Here is an 18,810-nt window from a genome sequence, read left to right as displayed (position 1 = left end):
CGCCGATCGGAGAATCATGGGACACCGGACGAATATCGCAGTGTTGGTCGCGACCGCGGGTTTGTTGATCGCCACGGGCTGCGGCACGAACTCGGACTCCGGCGGCAGCGCCACGAGCACGCCGGTCCCCGCGCAGGCCGAGCCCGCGTACGCCGCCACTCTCCGGCCGATGATCACCCAGCTGATAAAAGACAATGTCATTCCAGGCGCCGTCGTGGTCGTCAAATCGCCGACGAAGGGGAACTGGACCGAGACATTCGGCACCCGCGTCATCGGGGCCGACGACCCCATGTCGGTGGACGACTACTTCCGCATCGCCAGTAACACCAAGACCATGACGTCGACGGTCATCCTCCAGTTGGTTCAGGAGGGCAAGCTCGCGCTCGATGACCCGATCGGCAAATACTGGCCGGGTGTTCCGAACGGGGATCGCATCACGATCGCTCAGCTCTCCGAAATGCGAAGCGGGCTATACAGTTACACGTTCGACCCGCAATTCAACGCCTTGCTCGACAGTGACCCGAACAAGGTGTGGACGCCGGAGGAATTGCTCGCGATCGCCTTCTCGCACCCTGTTAATTTCGCGCCGGGTGAGAAATTCGATTACTCCAATACCAACATCATCCTGCTCGGTCTCGTCATCGAGAAGATCACGAAGATGTCGGCCGCCGAGAATTTCCAGCAGCGGATCTTCGAGCCGCTGGGCCTGAAGCACACCTCGCTGCCCGCGGCGGCGGACCCCTCGATCCCCGATCCGCACCCACAGGGGTACGCGTTCGGCACCAATGTCTCCACCATCGACACCTACGCCCTGCCGCCCGAGGAGCAGGCAGCCGCGCTCGCGGGCACGCTGCAACCCAGCAACGCGACCGACGAGAGCCCGTCGTGGACGTGGACCGCGGGCGCCGCGATATCGACAGTCGATGATGTGGCCACGTATGTGCGGGCACTGGTCGAGGGCGACCTCCTGGATGAACAGACCCAGCGGGTTCGCATGGACAGCATCCAGCCGATCGATCCCGCCGCTCCCGATGTCGCCGGATACGGTCTGGGAATCGTCCGGTTCGGTCTGCATCTGTTCGGGCACGACGGTCAAATGCCGGGATTCATGACCTTCATGGGCCACGACCCCGCCTCGGATCTCACGATCGTGGTCGCCACGAATCTCGCGACGGTGCCGTCGGGCGAGGGGTCGGCGCTGGTGCTGGTCAAGGCCATGCTGCCGACCTTCTACGGTCCCGAGGCGGTGCCGGGCAACCCGGCCGCGCCGAGCACCGGCGCGACGACCTCGCCCACCAGCCCTGCCGGACCGACCACGACGGGACGCTGAGGCCGCACCGAAGGACGACCAGAAGTTACTTTCTGTTCTCGTCCCATGCGAAGGCTGCCCGGCAGCAGATACGTGGAGCGCCGACCGAATTGGTGCCCTCATACAGACTGCACGCAGAATCATCGAACTCGAGGGTAACCACAAACAGGCTTGATAAGTTACTATCCATTCTAGATCCACGCACAACGGCCGACGAGGGTCGTCGACCGCACGATCGAGGTCCGTGGGCTCTCGATGAACAAGGATGCCGCGGACGGCCGCTGTCGACACAGCCGGTCGACGGCCGATGTCGTGTGGGCTGCGACCCGAAGGAGCCACGATGTCGATCGAACTGGACCGCTCGCCGTTGCCTGATCCGGCAAGTCTCGCAGGCCAGCTCGTCAGCCACTTCATCGACAATATAGCCACCCGCGACACCCAATTGGGCGACGCGATCCACGGTGACATCGCCACAGTGACGAAGAAGTGCCTGGAGATCGGCGACGGCGTCATCGCCGGCCGCAACGTCTCCGACCAGCTGGACTGGTTCTCGGCCGCCGCAGCGGGCTGGGCCCGCGAAGCCGTGCCGATCGACACCATCTTGGACGCCTTCTACGAATCACTGCGGGTGAGCGTCGACCGGATCTGCACTTCCGACGCGGCCTACGATCGCGACGCGCTGATCGACAGACTCCGCACGACCATGGCGATCTCGAACCTCATGTCCACCACGATGATCAACGCCTACCTCCGCGAGTACCGCGGGGTGGTCAGCGAACACCTCACCGCGACGCGCGCATTGACCGCCGCCCTCCTCGCAGGCCGAGCCACGACCAGCATGGCCCGCGACTGCGGCGTCAGCGTCGCCGAAACCTATGCGGTGATGGCAGTGTCGATCCCCCGAGACCCCGACGATCACGACCCGCAGATCGACGACGACACCCTCGCGCGGCGAAAGCTCCGCAGAGTCCATACCGCACTCGCGGAGCACTACGACGACGCTCTCGCCATGCTGTCGGTCGACGGCGGGACCATTCTGATTCCCGGTGCCGATACCGACGACACCCGACTCGACATCCTGATCGAGGCGCTCTCCCGCGCTGCCAGGGTCGACATCACAGCGACCCTGGTAACGACCACGACCGACCAGATCCCGGACACCGCACAGCTCGCTCATGACCTTCTCGACATCATCGAGCGGCTCGGCTACAACCCGCGCCTCTATCGATTCGAAGACCTGGCGCTCGAATACCAGCTCACGCGACCGGGCCCCGGCCTGACCAAGCTCGGCGAGCTACTCGCACCGCTGGACAACCATCCCGATCTGTATCAGACCCTGCAGATGCTCATCGCCAATGACATGAACCGTCAGCGCACCGCCCGACTCCTCCACATCCATACGAACACCATCATCTACCGGCTGCATCGGATCGCGAGCTTGACCGGGCTCGACGCGATGCACGCGTCAGGCCTGTGGCAGCTGAAGTCCGCGGTGATCGCCCGCGCATTCGAACTGGCACGGGCATCCCACCAGCGGCCGACCGAGGGCTCGGCGGCGACGCATGTCCGCCAGGCACGACTCGAACGGATACAGCCGCCATCGTTCGGGAAGCGCTGACAGCACGTGCCGACCGGTGACCTCTGCCCAGCGACGAGCAGACACGCTGCGCCGTCCACAAAGCCCGCGGCGCCCAGCTTGTAAGTTACCAAGCATTTCACTGATCTTCCTCACTGGAACACTTCCATGTTCACACTCGCGCCGCGAATACGAGCGGACGACCGTGTGCGACAAGGGGGCTGAATACCACCCTGGCCAGTAAGTTTACGGTCGACCTGCAACGATGTCACCAGCGCGAGCAGCGGGGTCCCGCAGGTTCTTCAAAAGCCTCGACCGCGACTCCAAACCTTGATAAGTTACTACTCATTCCGAGGTTCGACTAGCTGAGACACGGGATAGTTTCATCACACGCCGGGCCTGCGCATACTCAATGAGGAGTAATTTCATGGACGGGCTGAATAGACGCAACGCGTTGAAGACCGGCGGAATCCTGGGGGCGATCGGCGCACTGTCGATCGTGACGCCCGTACGAGCCGAGCCATGGACCTGGTCCCCCCAGGGATCGGTGGCCGGCAGCGGGTCCGGCGTCGACCCGATGACCGTGTGGGATCCCGAAGCCGACGAGCTCGTCGCCGGACTGATCGATCGCGGGGAAGTGCCCAGGGTCAACGAACTGTTGCGGACCTGGACCCGAAACGGTCAATCGTTACCGGGCGGTTTACCCACAGAGCTGCGCGACTTCATGGAGTACGCCCGCCAACTGCCGCAGTGGACCGATCTGGGCGCGCTGGGGACCGCGATCGAGTTCAACAAGAAGCGTGGACTGTATCTCGGTGTCCTCTACGGGTTCGCCAGCGGCATGATGAGCACCGTCATCCCCAAGGAAGCGCGGGCCGTCTACTACTCCAAGGGCGGCCACGACCTCAAAGACCGCATCACCAAGACCGCGAAACTCGGCTATGACATCGGTAGCGCGAATGCCTATGCCGCCGACGGGGAAATGATCGTCACCTGCGTCAAGACCCGCCTCGTTCACGCCGCGGTGCGCCACCTGCTGCCGCAGTCGCCGCACTGGGTGCAGTCGGCCACCGAAGACATCCCGATCAGCCAGAACGACATCATAGTCACCTGGCACAGCCTGCCCACCACCGTCATGAAGCACCTGACCGCCTGGAACGTGCCGATCCCGGCGCACGAATCGGCGGCGTTCCTGCATTCGTGGCAGGTGGCCGCGCATCTGCTCGGCGTCCGCAACGAATACATCCCCAAGTCATGGCCCGACGCGAATTCCCAAGCGGCACAGGTCCTCGACCCCATCATCGAGGCAACGCCGGAAGGGGCGAAGCTCGCCGACCGACTGTTGGGTTTGGGCGCCAATATCGACTTCGCCCTGCTGAGCAAGCCGATCCTCGGCGCGTTCACCCGCTTCCTGCTCGGCGATGCCATCGCCGACGGACTCGCGATTCCGCGGGAACCGGTCTGGGACCCGCTACTGCGGTTCAGCTGGGGTCCGTTCATCGCCGTTCGCGAGGGTCTGCTGACCGCGGTCCCGCCCCTGGGCGACCCCTACTGGCTTCTCGACGAATTCCTGCGCAAGGCCGCCCTGGTCTACCTGGCCGAACTGCGGATGCCGATCAGCATCGAGATTCCGACGATGAACCGCGACATGAACCAACCCCACCGCTGAACCACGGCAGGCGCTGCAATGACGTTCTACCCGCTCCAGTCCGAAACCCCCGAACCCTGCGAGGCCTCGTCGATCTACGAACAGGTCGGCGGCTATGAAGCATTACAGGCTGTCGTCGACGCGTTCTACACGCGAGTACTCGCCGACGAGGCGCTGGGCCCATTCTTCGCCGGCACCAACATGACTCGTATGAAGGGCCGTCAGGTCGAGTTCTTCTCCGCCGCCCTCGGTGGTCCGGACCCCTACATAGGCGCTGCGATGAAGCAGGTCCATCGAGGCCGCGGCATCACGAAGGTCCACTTCGACCTCGTCGCAGCCCACCTCGCCGATGCCATGACTGTCGCCGGAGTCCCGTCGGAGTTGCTGGCCCAGATCCTTGCCGTGGTGTCGCCGCTGGCCGATGACATCTGCTCGGGCCCGTGACCGAGGACAACATCCACCGTTCGACTCACCCACCGAAACCGAGGACCACCTATGCGTACCACCTTGAATATCGCCGCCGTCACTGTCGCGGCAGCGGCGCTCGTCGGCACCACTGCCGCTGTCGCCGAAGGGCAAACCGGGTCGGCGGCAATCGATTACGGCTCGTCGGCAGTGCAGTCGGCCGGCAGTTTCGTCGAGCGCGGCGACATCATCGGGTTGATAGTCCTGCTCGGTATCACCCCGATCCACATGCTGACCGGCGGCATCTGCGATCTGGCCACGTTCTCGGCCCTTCCTGATCCCTGCTCCCCCACCCGCTACTGACCCGAGCGATCCGCCGGCCGCCGCCCGTACAACCTGAGGCCGTAAACCGTTGACGTGGCTCATGCGGCCAGTCGTTTGGTCGAGCGGCGAAACGCCCAGACGACAACCACCAGGGCCAGCGCCAGCAGTGGGGCTCCCATGACGATCCTGGCGGTGGCGAGCCGGCCGGTGGCTTCGATGTCGTAGAGCCAGTCCTGGACGAAGTAGCGTGCCGCGAACATCGTGGCGAGCACGAGGGTGGCGAGATCGTGCCCGCGCAGTGACGGGCGGTCGCCTCGCCAATCGAACTTGTTTCCGTGCAAGGCGTTCCACAGCAGGCCGGTCAGCGGTCGACGTACCAGCAGCGAGACGAAAGTGACGACGGCACCGGCCAGACTGGCCCATATACCGACCAGGAAGAACCCGCCTGCCGAGCCGGTCCACGCGGCGACGCCACCCGCGACGACTACCCCGGCGAGCCCGCCGCTCGCCTGCATCACCGGCTCGCCGCGAGCGATCCTGAGCCCCATGATGCCGAGGGCGATGGCGATGGCCGACCCGATGGCAATCGGTAGGGCCACCAGCGCGTTCGCCACGACGAAGGCAACGACCGGGACGGCCGTGTAGATCATGCCCGTCGTACCGCCGAGTTGGTCGATCAGGCTCTGTGTCGGATCGTTCGTCGGTACACGCGGGACGGCGGTCTCGTCGACGCTGCCGGGTGTGCGGTGGGATTCGGGCTCAAACATGGCGCTCTCCGAACTGTTGCGCGGGAAAGGTCTTGTGCGAGGCACAGTTCTAACGTTCGTCGTCCCGGAGGCGGGAAAACAGTGCGCCCCAACACTGTTTCGAGTGACAACGCCACGGATGCGGCATGACATCTGTCATGACAGGGACGGCTGACAGGACCGGATTTGACCATGCCGTAGGGGCATGGTGTCTGATCCTGGCGACGAGCCCGTACGTCCTACTAATGACGGAGTCCGAATGAGCACCGTGATCGGTAATTCCCCACCCGAACTGATCGAGGTGGAGGGGTTCTTCGCTGACCCCTGCTTCGCAAGCCCGTCGATCTCGCCGGACGGGAGACGACTGGCGTATCTGGCTCCGAAGTACGGGCGAAAGAACGTGTGGGTCCGCGGAATCCACCAAGACCACGACGAGGCGGTCTGCGTCACGCACGACGACCGGCGTGGAATCTCGACGTTTCAATGGACCGGCGACTCACGTTGGCTGCTCTATCTACAGGACACCGACGGCAACGAGGACTGGCATCTACATCGGGCGGACCCAGATGCTCCCGAAACCGAATCGGTCGATCTGACTCCGTTGTCTCCTGGATCGCGGGTGTTCGGTTTCGAACCGCTGGCGTCGGCACCCGGCAGTGTGCTGGTCTGGATGAATTCGCGGCCGATGTTCATCGACGCCTTCCGGATCGACGTCGCTGTCGGCGAAACAGTGCTGCACGGAGAGCAACCCGAGCCGACGATCTCGGTCCTGCTCGACCGCGCCGGAGAACCCGCCTTCGAAACACGGCAGGCCGAGGACGGCACGCTGGAGATCTCCGCCGTGGACCCGGCGACCGGCGACCGGCGTCTACTGCGTCGGCTGGGAGGGGCCGAACACCCACTCGGCATCTACCCACAGATCGTGACACCGGACGGCAAGGGACTGCTGGTCGGCAGTTACCAGGACTCCGACGACCTGCGGTTGGTCCGCATCGACCGCGACACCGGCGAGGAAACCGTGGTCTGCGCGGTGGCAGGACACAGCCTGTGCACACTGGATCTCCACGCCCCGGGCGTCCTGCCACCCGCGGTCTTCCTCAGCCGTCGCACCGGCGAGGTGATCGCCGCACGGTTCGTCGGGGACAGGCCGAGGATCGAAGTGGTGGACCCAGATTTCGCCGAGGTCTACGCGCAGCTGGCGAAGCTCTCCGACGGGGTGTTGGGCACACTGTCGTCGGACGAGGCGGAGCAGCGTTGGATCGCGACGTTCGTTCACGACCGCGATCCAGCGGTGACCTGGTTCTACGATCACAGCACCGGTGCGAGCAGGCAATTGTTCAGGCCGTACCCCCATCTGGATCCGGCAGCGCTGGCCCCGATGAGCGCTGTCGGTTTCCCGGCGCGAGACGGGTTGCCGTTGACTGCCTTTTTGACACTCCCGGTCGGGATCGAGCCGCGCGACCTACCGCTGGTCCTGCTGGTCCATGGTGGGCCGTGGGCTCACGATGCGTGGGGCTACAGCCCCGAGGCGCAGCTGCTGGCCAACCGTGGTTATGCGGTGCTGCAGGTCAACTTTCGGGGCTCGACAGGGTACGGGCGGCGACACGTCACGAGCGCGATCGGCGAATTCGCGCGCGCGATGCACGATGACCTCATCGACGCCACCGACTGGGCCGTCGCCCAGGGGTACGCCGACCCGGACCGAATCGGAATCTTCGGCGGATCCTACGGTGGCTACGCGGCCCTGGTCGGCGTCACAGTGACCCCCGATCACTTCGCCGCCGCGGTCGACTACGTGGGGATCTCCGATCTGGCGAATTTCATGAACACGCTGCCTCCCTTCGCACGCGCGCACTTCACCAACAGCTGGTACCGCTACGTCGGAAATCCCGATGATCCCGAGCAGAAAGCCGACATGCTGGCACGCTCGCCCATCACCATGGTCGACAGGATCCGCACCCCGCTGCTGGTAGCCCAGGGCGCGAACGACGCCCGCGTCGTCCGCGCCGAATCCGACAACATCGTCCGATCCCTGCGTGCGCGAGGCGTGCCGGTCGAATATCTCCTCGCCACCGACGAGGGGCACGGCTTCGCCAACCCCGAGAATCAGCTGCAGCTCTACCACGCGGTCGAGCGCCATTTCGCCGAGCACCTCGGTGGGCGCCGTGGCTCATCGCGGCCACAGTAGCTGTTACGACTCAGCGGACCTGTCCTGGTCGGCCGGGTGACCGGATGCGGCCATAGACCGAGATGTACGGGCGAGGACGTCGATCTGTGCCGGGTTGTAAAGCTCTTCGATCGCGACCCGCAGGGCATGCCCGGCGACACGCGGACCCACCGGGGCGTCGACTGTGACGTCGAGCAGATCGGGGAATTCGGCGTGCACGGCGTCGAGATGGCGGCTCATGCGCTCGGCCAGTTCGGCGCGAGTGTCCACGTCGGCATCCGGTGCCAGCGCGTCGAGTTCGGCCAACACGGGGTCGGCTCGTGTCGCCTCGATCATCGCCAGGTACGCATCGAGTATTCGCGGGCTGACGATGCGCGCGAGCACGACCAGGAACGACCGATCGGGTTCGGTGAGCGGATGATCGGCGATGGGGGCCAGCTCGATGCCGAGATCGGCGGCATCACCGGCATCGCGCAGGAGCACGGCCAGCTGGTCTCGGCGTTGCTGGATGCGGGTCATCTCCTGTTCGAGTTGCGCGTCCAATCGTCGCAGCGCCTCGGACGGATGCTCGCGACGCTCGGACATGCCCGCGATCTCGGGCAAGGTCAATCCCAGCCCGACCAGACGTCGGATGCGAATCAGCGACAGCAAGTGCTCGACCCCGTACTGCTTGTAGCCGTTGGCCGCTCGTGCGGGCAGCTCCAGCAAGCCGATGTCGTGATAGTGCCGCACGGTGCGCAGTGTGGTCCCCGCGAGCTGAGCGACCTCGCTCGTACTCCACGTCATGCTCGACAACCTCCCCGCATTCGCGCCTCCGCCTGGACTGTGCTGTAACGGCATGCTGCCCACTGGCGCCTGACCTTCTTGCTTTCACCATGCCACCAGGAAGAGCATGATTGCTGACATCGCACGTCGACCTCATGCCCCGGCCGGGGCCGTTCTCGCCCAGCATCGTGGGGACAACTGACTATCGAGGGTGAGCGGCAAACCGTCGCGCAAGCGGGAATCAGTTTGTGCGTCAACGACATCGTGGCGGCGGCCTACCTGACCGAATTATCGATTCCCACCGGCACGCCGATCTGTCGCCTCTCACCGCGAATCCCGCAGCCGGTGTGCCGCGCATAGTCCCTCGGCCCGACCCATGGTCTCGACATCGACACGATGGCCTACATCGTGCTCAACGCAGGCTTCTCCACCGCGCTGCGCGCGGTCAAGATGGAAGAAGAGGGCATGGACCGCGATGCGGTGATCGACCAGACCGCCGACATGATCGGGCTCTGGATCAGCGCGGTAGCGCTGGAAGGCTCACCCGGCACCGAAGCGCTACGGGAGCGCACCCGACGCTGATCGCTCGAGCATGGCGATGCGGTTCGCCTCGACCGGCCAGCCGACCGAGGCGAACCCTTCCCCATGCACCCACACTCCGCCGCCACGTCGCGGGGCAAGGTTCACTCTAGGCGCTGCAGCGGCTCGAACACGGGAGCCGCGCCAGCGCAATCACAAGTGGCACAGGCAGCTTCGCCCGGACCGGCTCCGACGCGCGGTGCGGCCGCCTATCGAGCGCACTCAGTTGACTGGAACACCGCTCCGTCTCGGATCCACGCGCTCGAGCTTGGTCCAACCGGTCCAGCCCCGCTGCTTCAGCAACTCGATCAGTCGACGGGTCGGTGGTGCGGCGTCGAACGCCAGTGCGTCGAGCAATTCGACCAGGGACGGCTCGAAGCCGCCGCCGACGTAGTCCTCGCCCTGCTCATCAGCGAGCTGTGTGAGATAGGCGGCCATCTTGTCGACCAGGTCGATCAGCATCGAGTCGTTGTCGGTTCGGTCGAGGGCTTCGCCCAGGGTGCGGTAGAAGTCGACAAGCTGCGGGTGGGCGATTTGCGCCCGCTTGCGCGCCATCAACTCCAGAACTCGCTCGGGTGAGTGCGCGACCAGCGGGATCCAACCGTCGCGTTCGACCTCGACGATCCGCTCGTCGACACCGAGTGCCCGCAGGTGGTCGAGAAACTCCACCACCTCCGGCGGCAACGCCAGACTGTCCCCCGCGGCGAGGCGGGCGATCCGTTCACGGTGCCGCTGCCGCTGCCAGATCTCTGCCCGCAACCGCGTATCGATGTCCGCGATCGCCGCCGCGAATTCTTCGGCGTCGGCCTGGAGCAGTTGGCGCACGCGCGCCAACGGAACCCCGGCCCCGGCGAGGGTCCGGATTCTGATCAGCTCCACCACGGTGCCCGCGTCGTACCTGCGATAGCCGGAGTGGTCTCGTTCAGGCTCCGGCAGTAGACCTTTGGCGTGATAGTGCCGCACAGCGCGCACGGTCACTCCGGCATACGATGCGAGCTCGCCGATCGTCAGCATCGGATCAGTCTCCTCGGCCGCGACCAGTTCACGAAGCCGCCCGGTCGGCCGGAGTTCGCCCGCTCCGGATGATCCGGGCGACTTCCGGAGCATGCGTGAGGACGAGCGCGTGACCGGCATCGAGCCAGGACGGGCAGATGTCCGGCCGCTCGCGGACCAACCGGTCGATGCCTGCCCGCCAGAGCCGATTGTGCCGCGGCGCTCGCCCCTCGACGCTGTCACCGGCCATCGAGCTCGACATGATCACGCGGATCGGACGGTCGATCCGGCGGTACCGGTCGAGAATTTCGGACCGGATCACATCGAGCTCGAGATTGAGGTCGAGGATTTCCCGTCCGGTGAGCAACACCTGGCGCGCGGTGCCTTCGACGGTCTCCGGCCGGATCGCCAGGTCCTCCCAGAGTGCGCGAAATTCCGGCAGGTCGATCTCGGTGACGAACGGCTCAGGGATCGGATTCGCCCCATCGATGACAACGAGTTCGCTGACAGCGTCGGGATATTCGCCGGCGTAGTGCACGACCAGATCCGCACCGTAGGAGTGACCCGCGAGCACGGGCGCGGCGGGCAGGCCGCGGCGGCCCAGCTCCGCCATCACGGCGACGAAATCGCCGAAGAACGCCTCGAAGGAATAGCGGTCCCCGGCGGAGGAAAGGCCGTGGCCCCGTAGGTCGAAGGTCACCACGTCGAAGTCGCGCCGCAACAGGTGGACCAGTTCGTGCAGGTCGGCCTGTGTCGAAGCCAGACCAGGACACAGAACCAAGGGCCGCCCTTCGCCACCGCGAGACACCGGGATCGTGACGCCGTCGTGGCGGACCGTGAAGTGATCGGTTGTCGTAGTCATGCCGACCATGCTGCGGGGTTTCCCCTACGTCAGGGTCAACCGTGCGTTAGGCCATCAGACTCAGCAACCCCAGGTCCTCGGCCAGCGCGCCGTCCTGACCGAGCGCGGCGAAGTCGGCCTCGACGTCGGAGAGGGCGAGTTTGCCCGCGCGCACCGCTCGGTAGCGCACATACGACCAGAGGAAGACGTCGAGGTTGTCGAAGCGGGTCCCGCCCTCGAGCACTTCCTCCTCGTGGAACCACACCGCGACCTGGCCGGAGGTGAGCAGGACATAGAGGTTGCCGCCGCCGTCGGCGCCGAGGGAGAACACGTCCTCGTCGGTCAGTTCGGTGGTGTAGTCGGCATCGAGAATCGCGCAGCCGTTGTCGGCGAAGTCGAAAGCGTAGGACCAGTCGAAGATGTCGAGGAACTGCGGCAGCCGACCGGAGCGGACCCGGCGGTCGAAGGCCGCCAGCGCGGCGGCGTCGACAGGGGCCAATCTTGCGAGAAACGGCTTTACCGAACGGGTTTCGGCCGAGATGACGACGGGTTCACTGTCATCCGGGAACCAGCGGGCGAGATCGGCATCGAGGCCACGATCGGTGTAGCCGACGAGGTCGGCGAGGGTGAGCGTCACGCCGATATTGTAGAAACGATGTCCGACATGCGCAGTCCGGCATGACGTTCGGAAAGTCAGTGCTCGAGCGAGGGATCCCAGCGGTTGGCTAGCAGCGTGAAGCTCGGGAGGTCCTCGAGCGAGGTCAATGCCTCGTAGATGCGCTCGTACCGCGTCGAGGCGATCCGCCACGCCCCGTCCCGGTCGCGACGATAGGTGTCGCAATAGTATCCGCCGCCGCGGATCTGGACCTTCGCGCTCGGCACGAGGACAGTGTCCTCGAAGGCCCAGGAACCCGTCGCGGTATCGCCGTCGACCTCGATCTCGGGGTGGTTGGCGATGTGGATGGTGACGATCCCGGGCCCGAGGTTCTTCTCCATGAACGCCACGACGTCGGCCCGGTTGTCGTAGTGCAGCGGCTCGCCCATGGCTTGCGTGCCATAGCGCGCGGAGACGTCTTCGGCGAGGCAGTCCGCGAACTCGTCCCACAGCTTCAGATCGAGTGTGCGGAAGTAGCGGTGCTTGAGACGCTTGATCTCCTCGATAGCGACAAGGTCCATGGCAGGATTGTAGAACGTGTTCTAGATCCGGGTGGGCGTTCGGCCGACGTCGAAAACTTAGGATTGGCTAACCTTACTACGGTCAGTAGCGTGCTGAGCACTATCGGAGGTAACGACGGCAGCCGATCCGCGCCGTCTCGATTGTCCGCGAAGGAATGTCATGAAGAAGATCGCCGGCCTGCTCGCCGTCCTGGGTCTCGCCGGTCTGCTGACGGTGGGCGCCGCAACGCCCGCGCTCGCGGACCGCTCGGTGCGGGATGCGACCGTCGCCGACCTCTACATCCGGGACGCGGACCCGTCACTCGACGCCATCGCCGCGCAATTCGCGGCGCTGTGGAACCCGAATCTGCCGATGAGCGCCAAGCAGGAGGTCAGCTACCACGGCTCGACCGTCGGCCCGGCGCTGCAGGGCATTCTGTCCCAGGGTGGGGTCTACGACTTCCTGTCCATCCAGGAGCGCGCGACGTCGAAGAACATCACCGGCAACACCATGACCGCGACCTTGTCCGGCGTGATGGCGGGCTTCCCGGCCACGAGCGGGTCCTACAGCTACGTCCGCGAAGACGGCCTGTGGAAGGTCGACTGGAAGGCCACGTGCGAGGCCATGGGCGGCTGCACCGGCAATCCGGATTTCGGCTACTGACCACGATCCGTAATCGATGACTCGATCGCCGATGATCAAAGTTTCCAGAATATCTAAGCGATTCGGCGACCGGGTCGCGGTCAGCGACGTCAGCTTCGAGGCGGCCGCCGGGTCGATCACGTACCTGCTCGGGCCCAACGGCGCCGGAAAATCCACCACCATGCGGATGATCGCCGGGCTGACGACACCGGACACGGGCATCGTGCAGATCAACGAGCGGTCACTGCGCGAACTCACCCACACGATGCGCGAGGTCCGCTTCAACCTCGATACCTTCGCCAGGAACCCCAAGCACACGGCGAAACAGCATCTGACATGGCAGGCGCGCCTCGGCGGCATTCCCACCGGCGAAGTCCAGCAGGCACTCACGCGCGTCGGACTGGCCGACGTCGAAAATCGCCTGGTCGGAAAGTTTTCGCTCGGCATGCTGCAGCGGCTCGGCATTGCCACCGCGCTGCTGGGCGACCCACGGATCATCGTGCTCGACGAGCCCGACAACGGCCTCGACGTGGACGGCATCCTGTGGCTGCGCGAACTCCTGACCGGATTGGCCCGCCAGGGACGGACGCTGCTGGTCGCCTCGCACAATCTGACCGAAGTCGAGATCACCGCCGACCGGATCGTGATCATGGGCCGAGGGCGGGTTCTCTCCGATGCCGACCGTGACGAGACGATCGCGCTCGGCTCGGGCCCGCGTCGGCTCGAATCGGCGTACCTGACGGTGACTCGCGGCAGCGTCGAGTATCGCGGCGACACCGGTGCGCCGGGCGAGGTGGAACAGTGAGCGCACCAACGGATCTGAGCCGCGCGGTGCGGAGCGAACTGGCGAAATTGTCTTGGCGCAGCCCGGTGTGGTTCGCGATCGTGCCGCTCGCCGTCTTGCTGCCGATCGTCTTGAACGCGAGCTTGGCGATCGCCACCGCGATGAACAAGGTCAACGGTAGCGGCGGCATGGACACCAACAATGCCGGCTACTGGGTGATGATCTTCTCGACGATCGTGCTGATGTCCGGGGGCGTCTCCTCGCTCAGCAACGAATTCAAGTACGCGACAGTGGAATTGGTCTATTGCGCGCAGACCCGGCGCTGGATGCTGCCGGTGGCGAAGCTCATCGTGTTCGGGCTGATCGCAGCGGCGGCCACGCTGGCCACCGTGATCATTCTGCTAGCAGCTTTTCCGGTGATATTTCCCGACGTGTGGGGACGAGTCGAGCTGACCTCCTCGGCGGGCCTCCGATTGCTGTGGGGGCTTCCGGTTTTCGCGTTCTTCGTCTCCGCGTTGGGGATCGGGATCGCCGGGTTGATACCGCGTCCGGGCGTTGTCGTCGGTGTGGTGCTGCTGTGGAAGTTCGGTATCGAAACGTTCTCCGCCATGCTGCCGGTGAAGATCGGGAACGTCGTCGCGCAGTGGATGCCGTTCAAGAACGGCGAACTGGGCGCGGGCCAGTACCCGACGATGCGCCCGATCTTCGGCGGCGCCAACGGCTCGCTGGCGTATTTCGCGTTCATCGCTTCGGTGTTCTTCGTGCTCGGGATGGTGCGGCTTTCGCGCCGCGATGTCACGACGGACTGATCAGCGGAGCGTCACCGGAGCAGCGGGGATCGCAAATCGGGTAGCGTCTAATGCGCGCTTCTACTCGTTCGCATCGCTGCGAACGACCCTTCTCCTCGATCTGCGCGAATCTCTGGCCGCTCTCCAGAACAGCACCAACCATGAATGCGGAGATTCGTATGTCGCAACCCATCGACCCGAGGACGCCGCCATGACCGTCACAGACGAATACCTGAGCAACAACACCGCGTACGCCGCGCAATTCAAGGGCCCGCTCCCGCTGCCGCCCAGCAAGCACGTCGCCGTGGTGGCGTGCATGGACGCCCGCCTCGACGTTTACCGCATCCTGGGTCTGCAGGACGGTGAAGCGCACGTCATCCGTAATGCGGGCGGCGTGGTCACCGACGACGAGATCCGCTCGCTGGCCATCAGCCAGCGGCTGCTCGGTACCACCGAGATCATCCTGATCCACCACAGCGACTGCGGCATGCTCACCTTCACCGACGACGATTTCAAACGGGCCATCCAGGACGAGATCGGCATCAAACCGACCTGGTCCGCCGAGGCCTTCGGCGATCTCGACGAGGACGTCCGCAACTCGTTGCGCCGCATCGAACGCAGCCCCTTCATCACCAAAACCACTTCCCTGCGCGGGTTCGTCTTCGACGTCGCGACCGGGAAACTGAACGAAGTGCTCGACTGATCGTCGGTTGAGAATGCCCGAGCAGCCGCGCTGCTCGGGCACCTTCATCACTCGGCGCGCTTCAGGTGATGAGCTTGCCGAGGATGTCCCGCAGCGAGGCACGCTCCTCGTCGGTGAGCCTTCCGAAGAAATCGTCGGCGTCCTTCGTGCGTGCCTCGGTCAGGGTGTCGAGAGTTCGCCTACCCCGTGCGGTCACCGACACGAGGGTGGCGCGACGGTCTGTGGAGTCGGGCTCGCGCGTGACCAGTTCCGCCTTTTCGAGCGCGTCCACCACTTCGGTGGCCGACCGGGGGCTGATCCGCAACGCGTCGGCGACGGCCGACAACCGCAGCCCGTCGTGCTCGCCCGCCACCCGAAGCGCGCGGGCCTGGTGCGGGGTCAGCCCCATCGGCGCGTACACCGCCGACCAGCGACGACGCAGCGTCCTGGCCACCTGCATCAGCAGATCGCTCTCGTTGTCGGGCATAAACCCGCCTCTCGCCTTGTTTCCCCTACCAGATAGTGAGGTAACCTCAGCATAAACACAACCCAAGGGGGTTGCAGATGGAAGTGAAAGTCGCCGCCGGTGGCGGCCGCACCCGCCGACCCGACCCGGCCGACCGCGCACAATTGCGCGAGTCCCCGGTATCTCTGCGCCGGATCGCCGCGCTCTTCGCGCCGTACCGGCTTCAGCTCACCCTGCTGACCGTCCTGATCGTGGCGGGCTCGACGATCAGCCTCGCCTCGCCGTTCCTGCTGCGACTGGTGATCGATGACGCGCTGCCCCACCAGGACGTGTCGCTGCTGCTGTGGGCCGTGGGCGGCATGCTCGCCGTCACCGTGCTCACCGCGGTGCTCGGCGTCGGCCAGACGCTCATCTCCACCACCGTCGGGCAGCAGGTCATGCACGTGCTGCGGGCCGATGTGTTCCGCCACCTGCAGCGGCAGTCGCTGGCGTTCTTCACCCGCACGCGCGGCGGTGAGGTGCAGTCCCGCCTGATCAACGACGTCGGCGGCATGCAGTCGGTGGTCACCAGCACCGCGACCTCCATCGCGAGCAACGTCACCACCGTGGTCGGCACCGCCGTCGCTATGGCCGTGCTGTCGTGGCGGTTGTCGCTGCTGTCGCTGGTGGTGCTGCCGCCGGCGATCTGGCTGACCCGACGCGTCGCCCTGCTTCGCCGTGACATCACCGCCCAACGCCAACGCCACCTCGCCGACCTGCACGGTCAGGTCGAGGAAGGGCTCTCGGTGAGCGGCGTGCAGCTGGGCAAGACCCTCGGCACCGGCCCCCTCGCCTCGGCTCAGTTCGAGAAGACTTCGCACGATCTGGTCGGCCTGGAAGTGCGCTCGCAGCTCGCGGGCCGCTGGCGGATGGCCACCATGAGCATCCTCTTCGCGGCCATCCCCGCCCTGCTCTACCTCGCCGCCGGACTTCCGGCGACCAGCAGCGGCATGACCATCGGCACGCTGGTCGCCTTCACCACGCTGCAGGCCGGGCTCTTCCGGCCGCTGATGGCTCTGCTCAACGTGGGTGTGGAAGTCACCAGTTCGATGGCGTTGTTCAGCCGGATCTTCGGCTACCTCGACCTTCCGGTCGAGATCGATGAGCCCACCCAGCCGGTCGACCTCGACCCGCGCGATGTCGTGGGCGAGGTCCGGTTCGAGGATGTCGGTTTCCGCTACGACGCGGCGGGCCCCGACGTGCTCGACGGCGTCTCGCTCGTCGTGCCGGCTGGGTCGACACTGGCCCTGGTCGGCGAGACCGGTTCCGGCAAGACCACCCTCGCCTCGCTCGTCGCGCGACTGCACGACGTGACCGCAGGACGGGTGACCATCGATGGAATCGACGTCCGCGACTTGGAGCTCGGCACCCTGGCTCGCATCGTCGGTGTGGTGTCGCAGGAGTCCTACCTGCTGCACACGACCATTCGCGAGAACCTGCGCTTCGCCGCGCCGAGCGCCACCGACGCCGAGATCGAGCGCGCGGCCCGCGCCGCGCAGATCCACGAACTGATCGCCTCGCTGCCCCAGGGCTACGACACCGTGGTCGGGTCGCGCGGTCACCGGTTCTCCGGCGGCGAGAAGCAGCGCATCGCCCTGGCCCGCACCCTCTTGCGCGACCCGCGCGTGCTGGTGCTCGACGAGGCGACCAGCGCCCTCGACAACGAGACCGAGCGTGCGGTGCAGGCCGCCATCGACGTGGTGGCCCAGGGCCGCACGGTCATCACGATCGCGCACCGGCTCAGCACCATCCGCGACGCCGACCAGATCGCCGTCCTCCACCACGGCCGGGTCGTCGAGCTCGGCGACCACACGACGCTGGTCGACGACGGGGGACGCTACGCCCGGCTCAACGGCGCCGCCGAGGTAGTGGCGGCCTGAGCCGAAGGACATGGCTGTGCCCGCGTACCTATCAGCCGGTGATGAGGTGTTCGACCTCGCCGATATCGTCGAGCGTCAAGGTGAGGACGTCTCCCGGCTCGAGCCAGTTGCCGGTTTCCATCCCGCTGCCGCCGGGCAACGTGCCGGTTCCGAACAACTCTCCGGGATAGAGCTGTTCGCTGCGGGAAGCGTGGGCGAGGACTTCACCGAGGCTCCATCGCATCCCGGCGCTCGACACCGTCTCGACGGTATCTCCGTTGATTCTGACCGACCCGGTGAGGTTGTCGATGCGCGGCAGGATTTCGTCCGCGGTCACGGCTGTCGCCGACATCGAACTGGCGAAATGCTTGGATTTCTGCGGCCCGAACCCGCTGGCCATCTCGGCTCGTTGAACATCTCGCGCGCTGAAATCGTTGAGCAGGACGAACGCGCCGATCGCGGCCTCGGCCTGCTGCGGCGTCGCACAGTACAGCGGCTCGGCGAGAACGAATCCGATCTCGAGTTCGTAATCCAATGCCGACGAGTAGGCCGGCGCGCAGATCGGGGTACCCGACGGAACGAAGGTCAGATGATTTCCCAGGTAGTAGATCGGCTGCTGATAGAACAACGGCTTCGGCTTGAACAGTGGAAAGCTGCGACCGCTCAGCCGCTCCACCGCGACTGCCAACCGGTACTGCGCCGGATGGAATCGGCGCACCAGACCGCGGCTGGCGTCGATGTTGTGCTGCTCGAACAACATGAAGTCCCGAAATGATGCCGGGTTGAACGGCAGCAGCAGCTCGGACTCTCGTAGGTGCCCGTCGGCGATGCCGAGTTCCCACTGATCGCTGAACACCTTGCCCGCCAGCGGTTGCGGATGCGCGGACCACTGCCCATCACGCAAAGACTGTGTCTGCAATCCGTCCTCGGTCCGAATACGACGCAATTTCATCGACGATCCTCTGTTCGCTGTGGCCGGAGGTCGGCTCGGGCACCGTTGCCACCTCCGCACGTTGTGGCACTTCACAGACCTGCCCCAAG

Annotated in this window: 20 protein-coding genes; 12 read left to right on the top strand and 8 right to left on the bottom strand. The window is 65.5% G+C overall.

The annotated features are described in order from the left end of the window. The first annotated feature begins 16 nt into the window (after positions 1–16). The 5 genes from QX204_RS10565 to QX204_RS10545 all read left to right on the top strand — a co-directional run bounded on the left by QX204_RS10565 (position 17) and on the right by QX204_RS10545 (position 5,301). The gene (locus QX204_RS10565; protein WP_301906472.1) at positions 17–1,330 is read left to right on the top strand and encodes a serine hydrolase domain-containing protein; all 1,314 of its coding nucleotides are present in this window, start codon (positions 17–19) and stop codon (positions 1,328–1,330) included. A gap of 319 nt (positions 1,331–1,649) precedes the next feature. After that, positions 1,650–2,927 carry a PucR family transcriptional regulator gene (locus QX204_RS10560; RefSeq protein ID WP_301906470.1) on the top strand — a complete coding sequence of 426 codons (1,278 nt, stop codon included), beginning with the start codon at positions 1,650–1,652 and terminating at the stop codon, positions 2,925–2,927. A 385-nt stretch (positions 2,928–3,312) separates the two neighbouring features. Then, positions 3,313–4,554 carry an oxygenase MpaB family protein gene (locus QX204_RS10555; RefSeq protein ID WP_301906468.1) on the top strand — a complete coding sequence of 414 codons (1,242 nt, stop codon included), beginning with the start codon at positions 3,313–3,315 and terminating at the stop codon, positions 4,552–4,554. 18 nt (positions 4,555–4,572) lie between these two features. Then, positions 4,573–4,977, top strand: a complete 405-nt coding sequence (locus QX204_RS10550; protein WP_301906467.1) for a group I truncated hemoglobin — start codon at positions 4,573–4,575, stop codon at positions 4,975–4,977. A 51-nt stretch (positions 4,978–5,028) separates the two neighbouring features. Further along, positions 5,029–5,301 carry a hypothetical protein gene (locus QX204_RS10545; RefSeq protein ID WP_301906466.1) on the top strand — a complete coding sequence of 91 codons (273 nt, stop codon included), beginning with the start codon at positions 5,029–5,031 and terminating at the stop codon, positions 5,299–5,301. Between the two features lie 59 nt (positions 5,302–5,360). Here the strand turns inward: QX204_RS10545 and QX204_RS10540 are convergent, their stop codons facing one another. Further along, on the bottom strand, positions 5,361–6,029 hold the full coding sequence (locus tag QX204_RS10540; RefSeq protein ID WP_301906465.1) for a DUF3159 domain-containing protein: 669 nt from the start codon (positions 6,027–6,029) through the stop codon (positions 5,361–5,363). A gap of 238 nt (positions 6,030–6,267) precedes the next feature. Between QX204_RS10540 and QX204_RS10535 the strand changes: the two genes are divergently transcribed. Then, positions 6,268–8,196: a S9 family peptidase gene (locus QX204_RS10535; protein ID WP_301906464.1), complete on the top strand. Its 1,929-nt coding sequence runs from the start codon at positions 6,268–6,270 to the stop codon at positions 8,194–8,196. Between the two features lie 3 nt (positions 8,197–8,199). Here the strand turns inward: QX204_RS10535 and QX204_RS10530 are convergent, their stop codons facing one another. Beyond that, entirely contained in the window at positions 8,200–8,961 is a 762-nt protein-coding gene (locus tag QX204_RS10530; protein ID WP_301906463.1) for a MerR family transcriptional regulator, read from the bottom strand. 375 nt (positions 8,962–9,336) lie between these two features. On the opposite strand from QX204_RS10530, the gene QX204_RS10525 reads away from it, so the two are divergent. Continuing rightward, on the top strand, positions 9,337–9,522 hold the full coding sequence (locus QX204_RS10525) for a hypothetical protein (protein ID WP_301906462.1): 186 nt from the start codon (positions 9,337–9,339) through the stop codon (positions 9,520–9,522). Between the two features lie 219 nt (positions 9,523–9,741). Here the strand turns inward: QX204_RS10525 and QX204_RS10520 are convergent, their stop codons facing one another. The 4 genes from QX204_RS10520 to QX204_RS10505 are packed head-to-tail and all read right to left on the bottom strand — an operon-like array spanning position 9,742 to position 12,529. Further along, positions 9,742–10,533 carry a MerR family transcriptional regulator gene (locus QX204_RS10520; protein ID WP_301906460.1) on the bottom strand — a complete coding sequence of 264 codons (792 nt, stop codon included), beginning with the start codon at positions 10,531–10,533 and terminating at the stop codon, positions 9,742–9,744. A 28-nt stretch (positions 10,534–10,561) separates the two neighbouring features. Beyond that, positions 10,562–11,374: an alpha/beta fold hydrolase gene (locus QX204_RS10515; protein WP_301906458.1), complete on the bottom strand. Its 813-nt coding sequence runs from the start codon at positions 11,372–11,374 to the stop codon at positions 10,562–10,564. 46 nt (positions 11,375–11,420) lie between these two features. After that, positions 11,421–11,990 carry a hypothetical protein gene (locus QX204_RS10510; protein WP_301906456.1) on the bottom strand — a complete coding sequence of 190 codons (570 nt, stop codon included), beginning with the start codon at positions 11,988–11,990 and terminating at the stop codon, positions 11,421–11,423. Between the two features lie 56 nt (positions 11,991–12,046). After that, positions 12,047–12,529, bottom strand: coding sequence for a nuclear transport factor 2 family protein (locus QX204_RS10505; RefSeq protein WP_301906451.1), 483 nt, complete (start codon positions 12,527–12,529; stop codon positions 12,047–12,049). 160 nt (positions 12,530–12,689) lie between these two features. On the opposite strand from QX204_RS10505, the gene QX204_RS10500 reads away from it, so the two are divergent. From QX204_RS10500 to QX204_RS10485, 4 genes are all read left to right on the top strand, one after another. Next, the gene (locus tag QX204_RS10500; RefSeq protein WP_301906447.1) at positions 12,690–13,172 is read left to right on the top strand and encodes an MTB12 C-terminal domain-containing protein; all 483 of its coding nucleotides are present in this window, start codon (positions 12,690–12,692) and stop codon (positions 13,170–13,172) included. A 31-nt stretch (positions 13,173–13,203) separates the two neighbouring features. Further along, positions 13,204–13,956 (top strand): ABC transporter ATP-binding protein, encoded by a 753-nt coding sequence (locus QX204_RS10495; protein ID WP_301906445.1) that lies wholly within the window; start codon positions 13,204–13,206, stop codon positions 13,954–13,956. Beyond that, positions 13,953–14,744: an ABC transporter permease gene (locus tag QX204_RS10490; RefSeq protein WP_301906443.1), complete on the top strand. Its 792-nt coding sequence runs from the start codon at positions 13,953–13,955 to the stop codon at positions 14,742–14,744. Before QX204_RS10495 ends, QX204_RS10490 begins: the two co-directional genes overlap by 4 nt. Positions 14,745–14,934: 190 nt before the next feature. Continuing rightward, positions 14,935–15,426 carry a beta-class carbonic anhydrase gene (locus tag QX204_RS10485; RefSeq protein ID WP_062982090.1) on the top strand — a complete coding sequence of 164 codons (492 nt, stop codon included), beginning with the start codon at positions 14,935–14,937 and terminating at the stop codon, positions 15,424–15,426. A 61-nt stretch (positions 15,427–15,487) separates the two neighbouring features. On the opposite strand, the gene QX204_RS10480 is transcribed toward QX204_RS10485, so the two are convergent. Next, positions 15,488–15,892 (bottom strand): MarR family winged helix-turn-helix transcriptional regulator, encoded by a 405-nt coding sequence (locus tag QX204_RS10480; protein WP_301906441.1) that lies wholly within the window; start codon positions 15,890–15,892, stop codon positions 15,488–15,490. A gap of 77 nt (positions 15,893–15,969) precedes the next feature. Here QX204_RS10480 and QX204_RS10475 point away from each other — a divergent pair, with 77 nt between their 5' ends. Beyond that, positions 15,970–17,790, top strand: a complete 1,821-nt coding sequence (locus tag QX204_RS10475; protein ID WP_301906440.1) for an ABC transporter ATP-binding protein — start codon at positions 15,970–15,972, stop codon at positions 17,788–17,790. 31 nt (positions 17,791–17,821) lie between these two features. Here QX204_RS10475 and QX204_RS10470 read toward each other — a convergent pair whose 3' ends face one another. Beyond that, a complete protein-coding gene (locus QX204_RS10470; protein ID WP_301906439.1) occupies positions 17,822–18,721 on the bottom strand; it encodes a fumarylacetoacetate hydrolase family protein in 900 nt (299 codons plus the stop codon). Positions 18,722–18,810: the final 89 nt, after the last annotated feature.

The organism is Nocardia sp. PE-7 (assembly GCF_030486425.1).
GTDB classification, from domain to species: Bacteria; Actinomycetota; Actinomycetes; order Mycobacteriales; family Mycobacteriaceae; genus Nocardia; species Nocardia salmonicida_A.
Note: the sequence above shows the minus strand (reverse complement) of the source record. Positions and strands in the feature narration are given on the sequence as shown.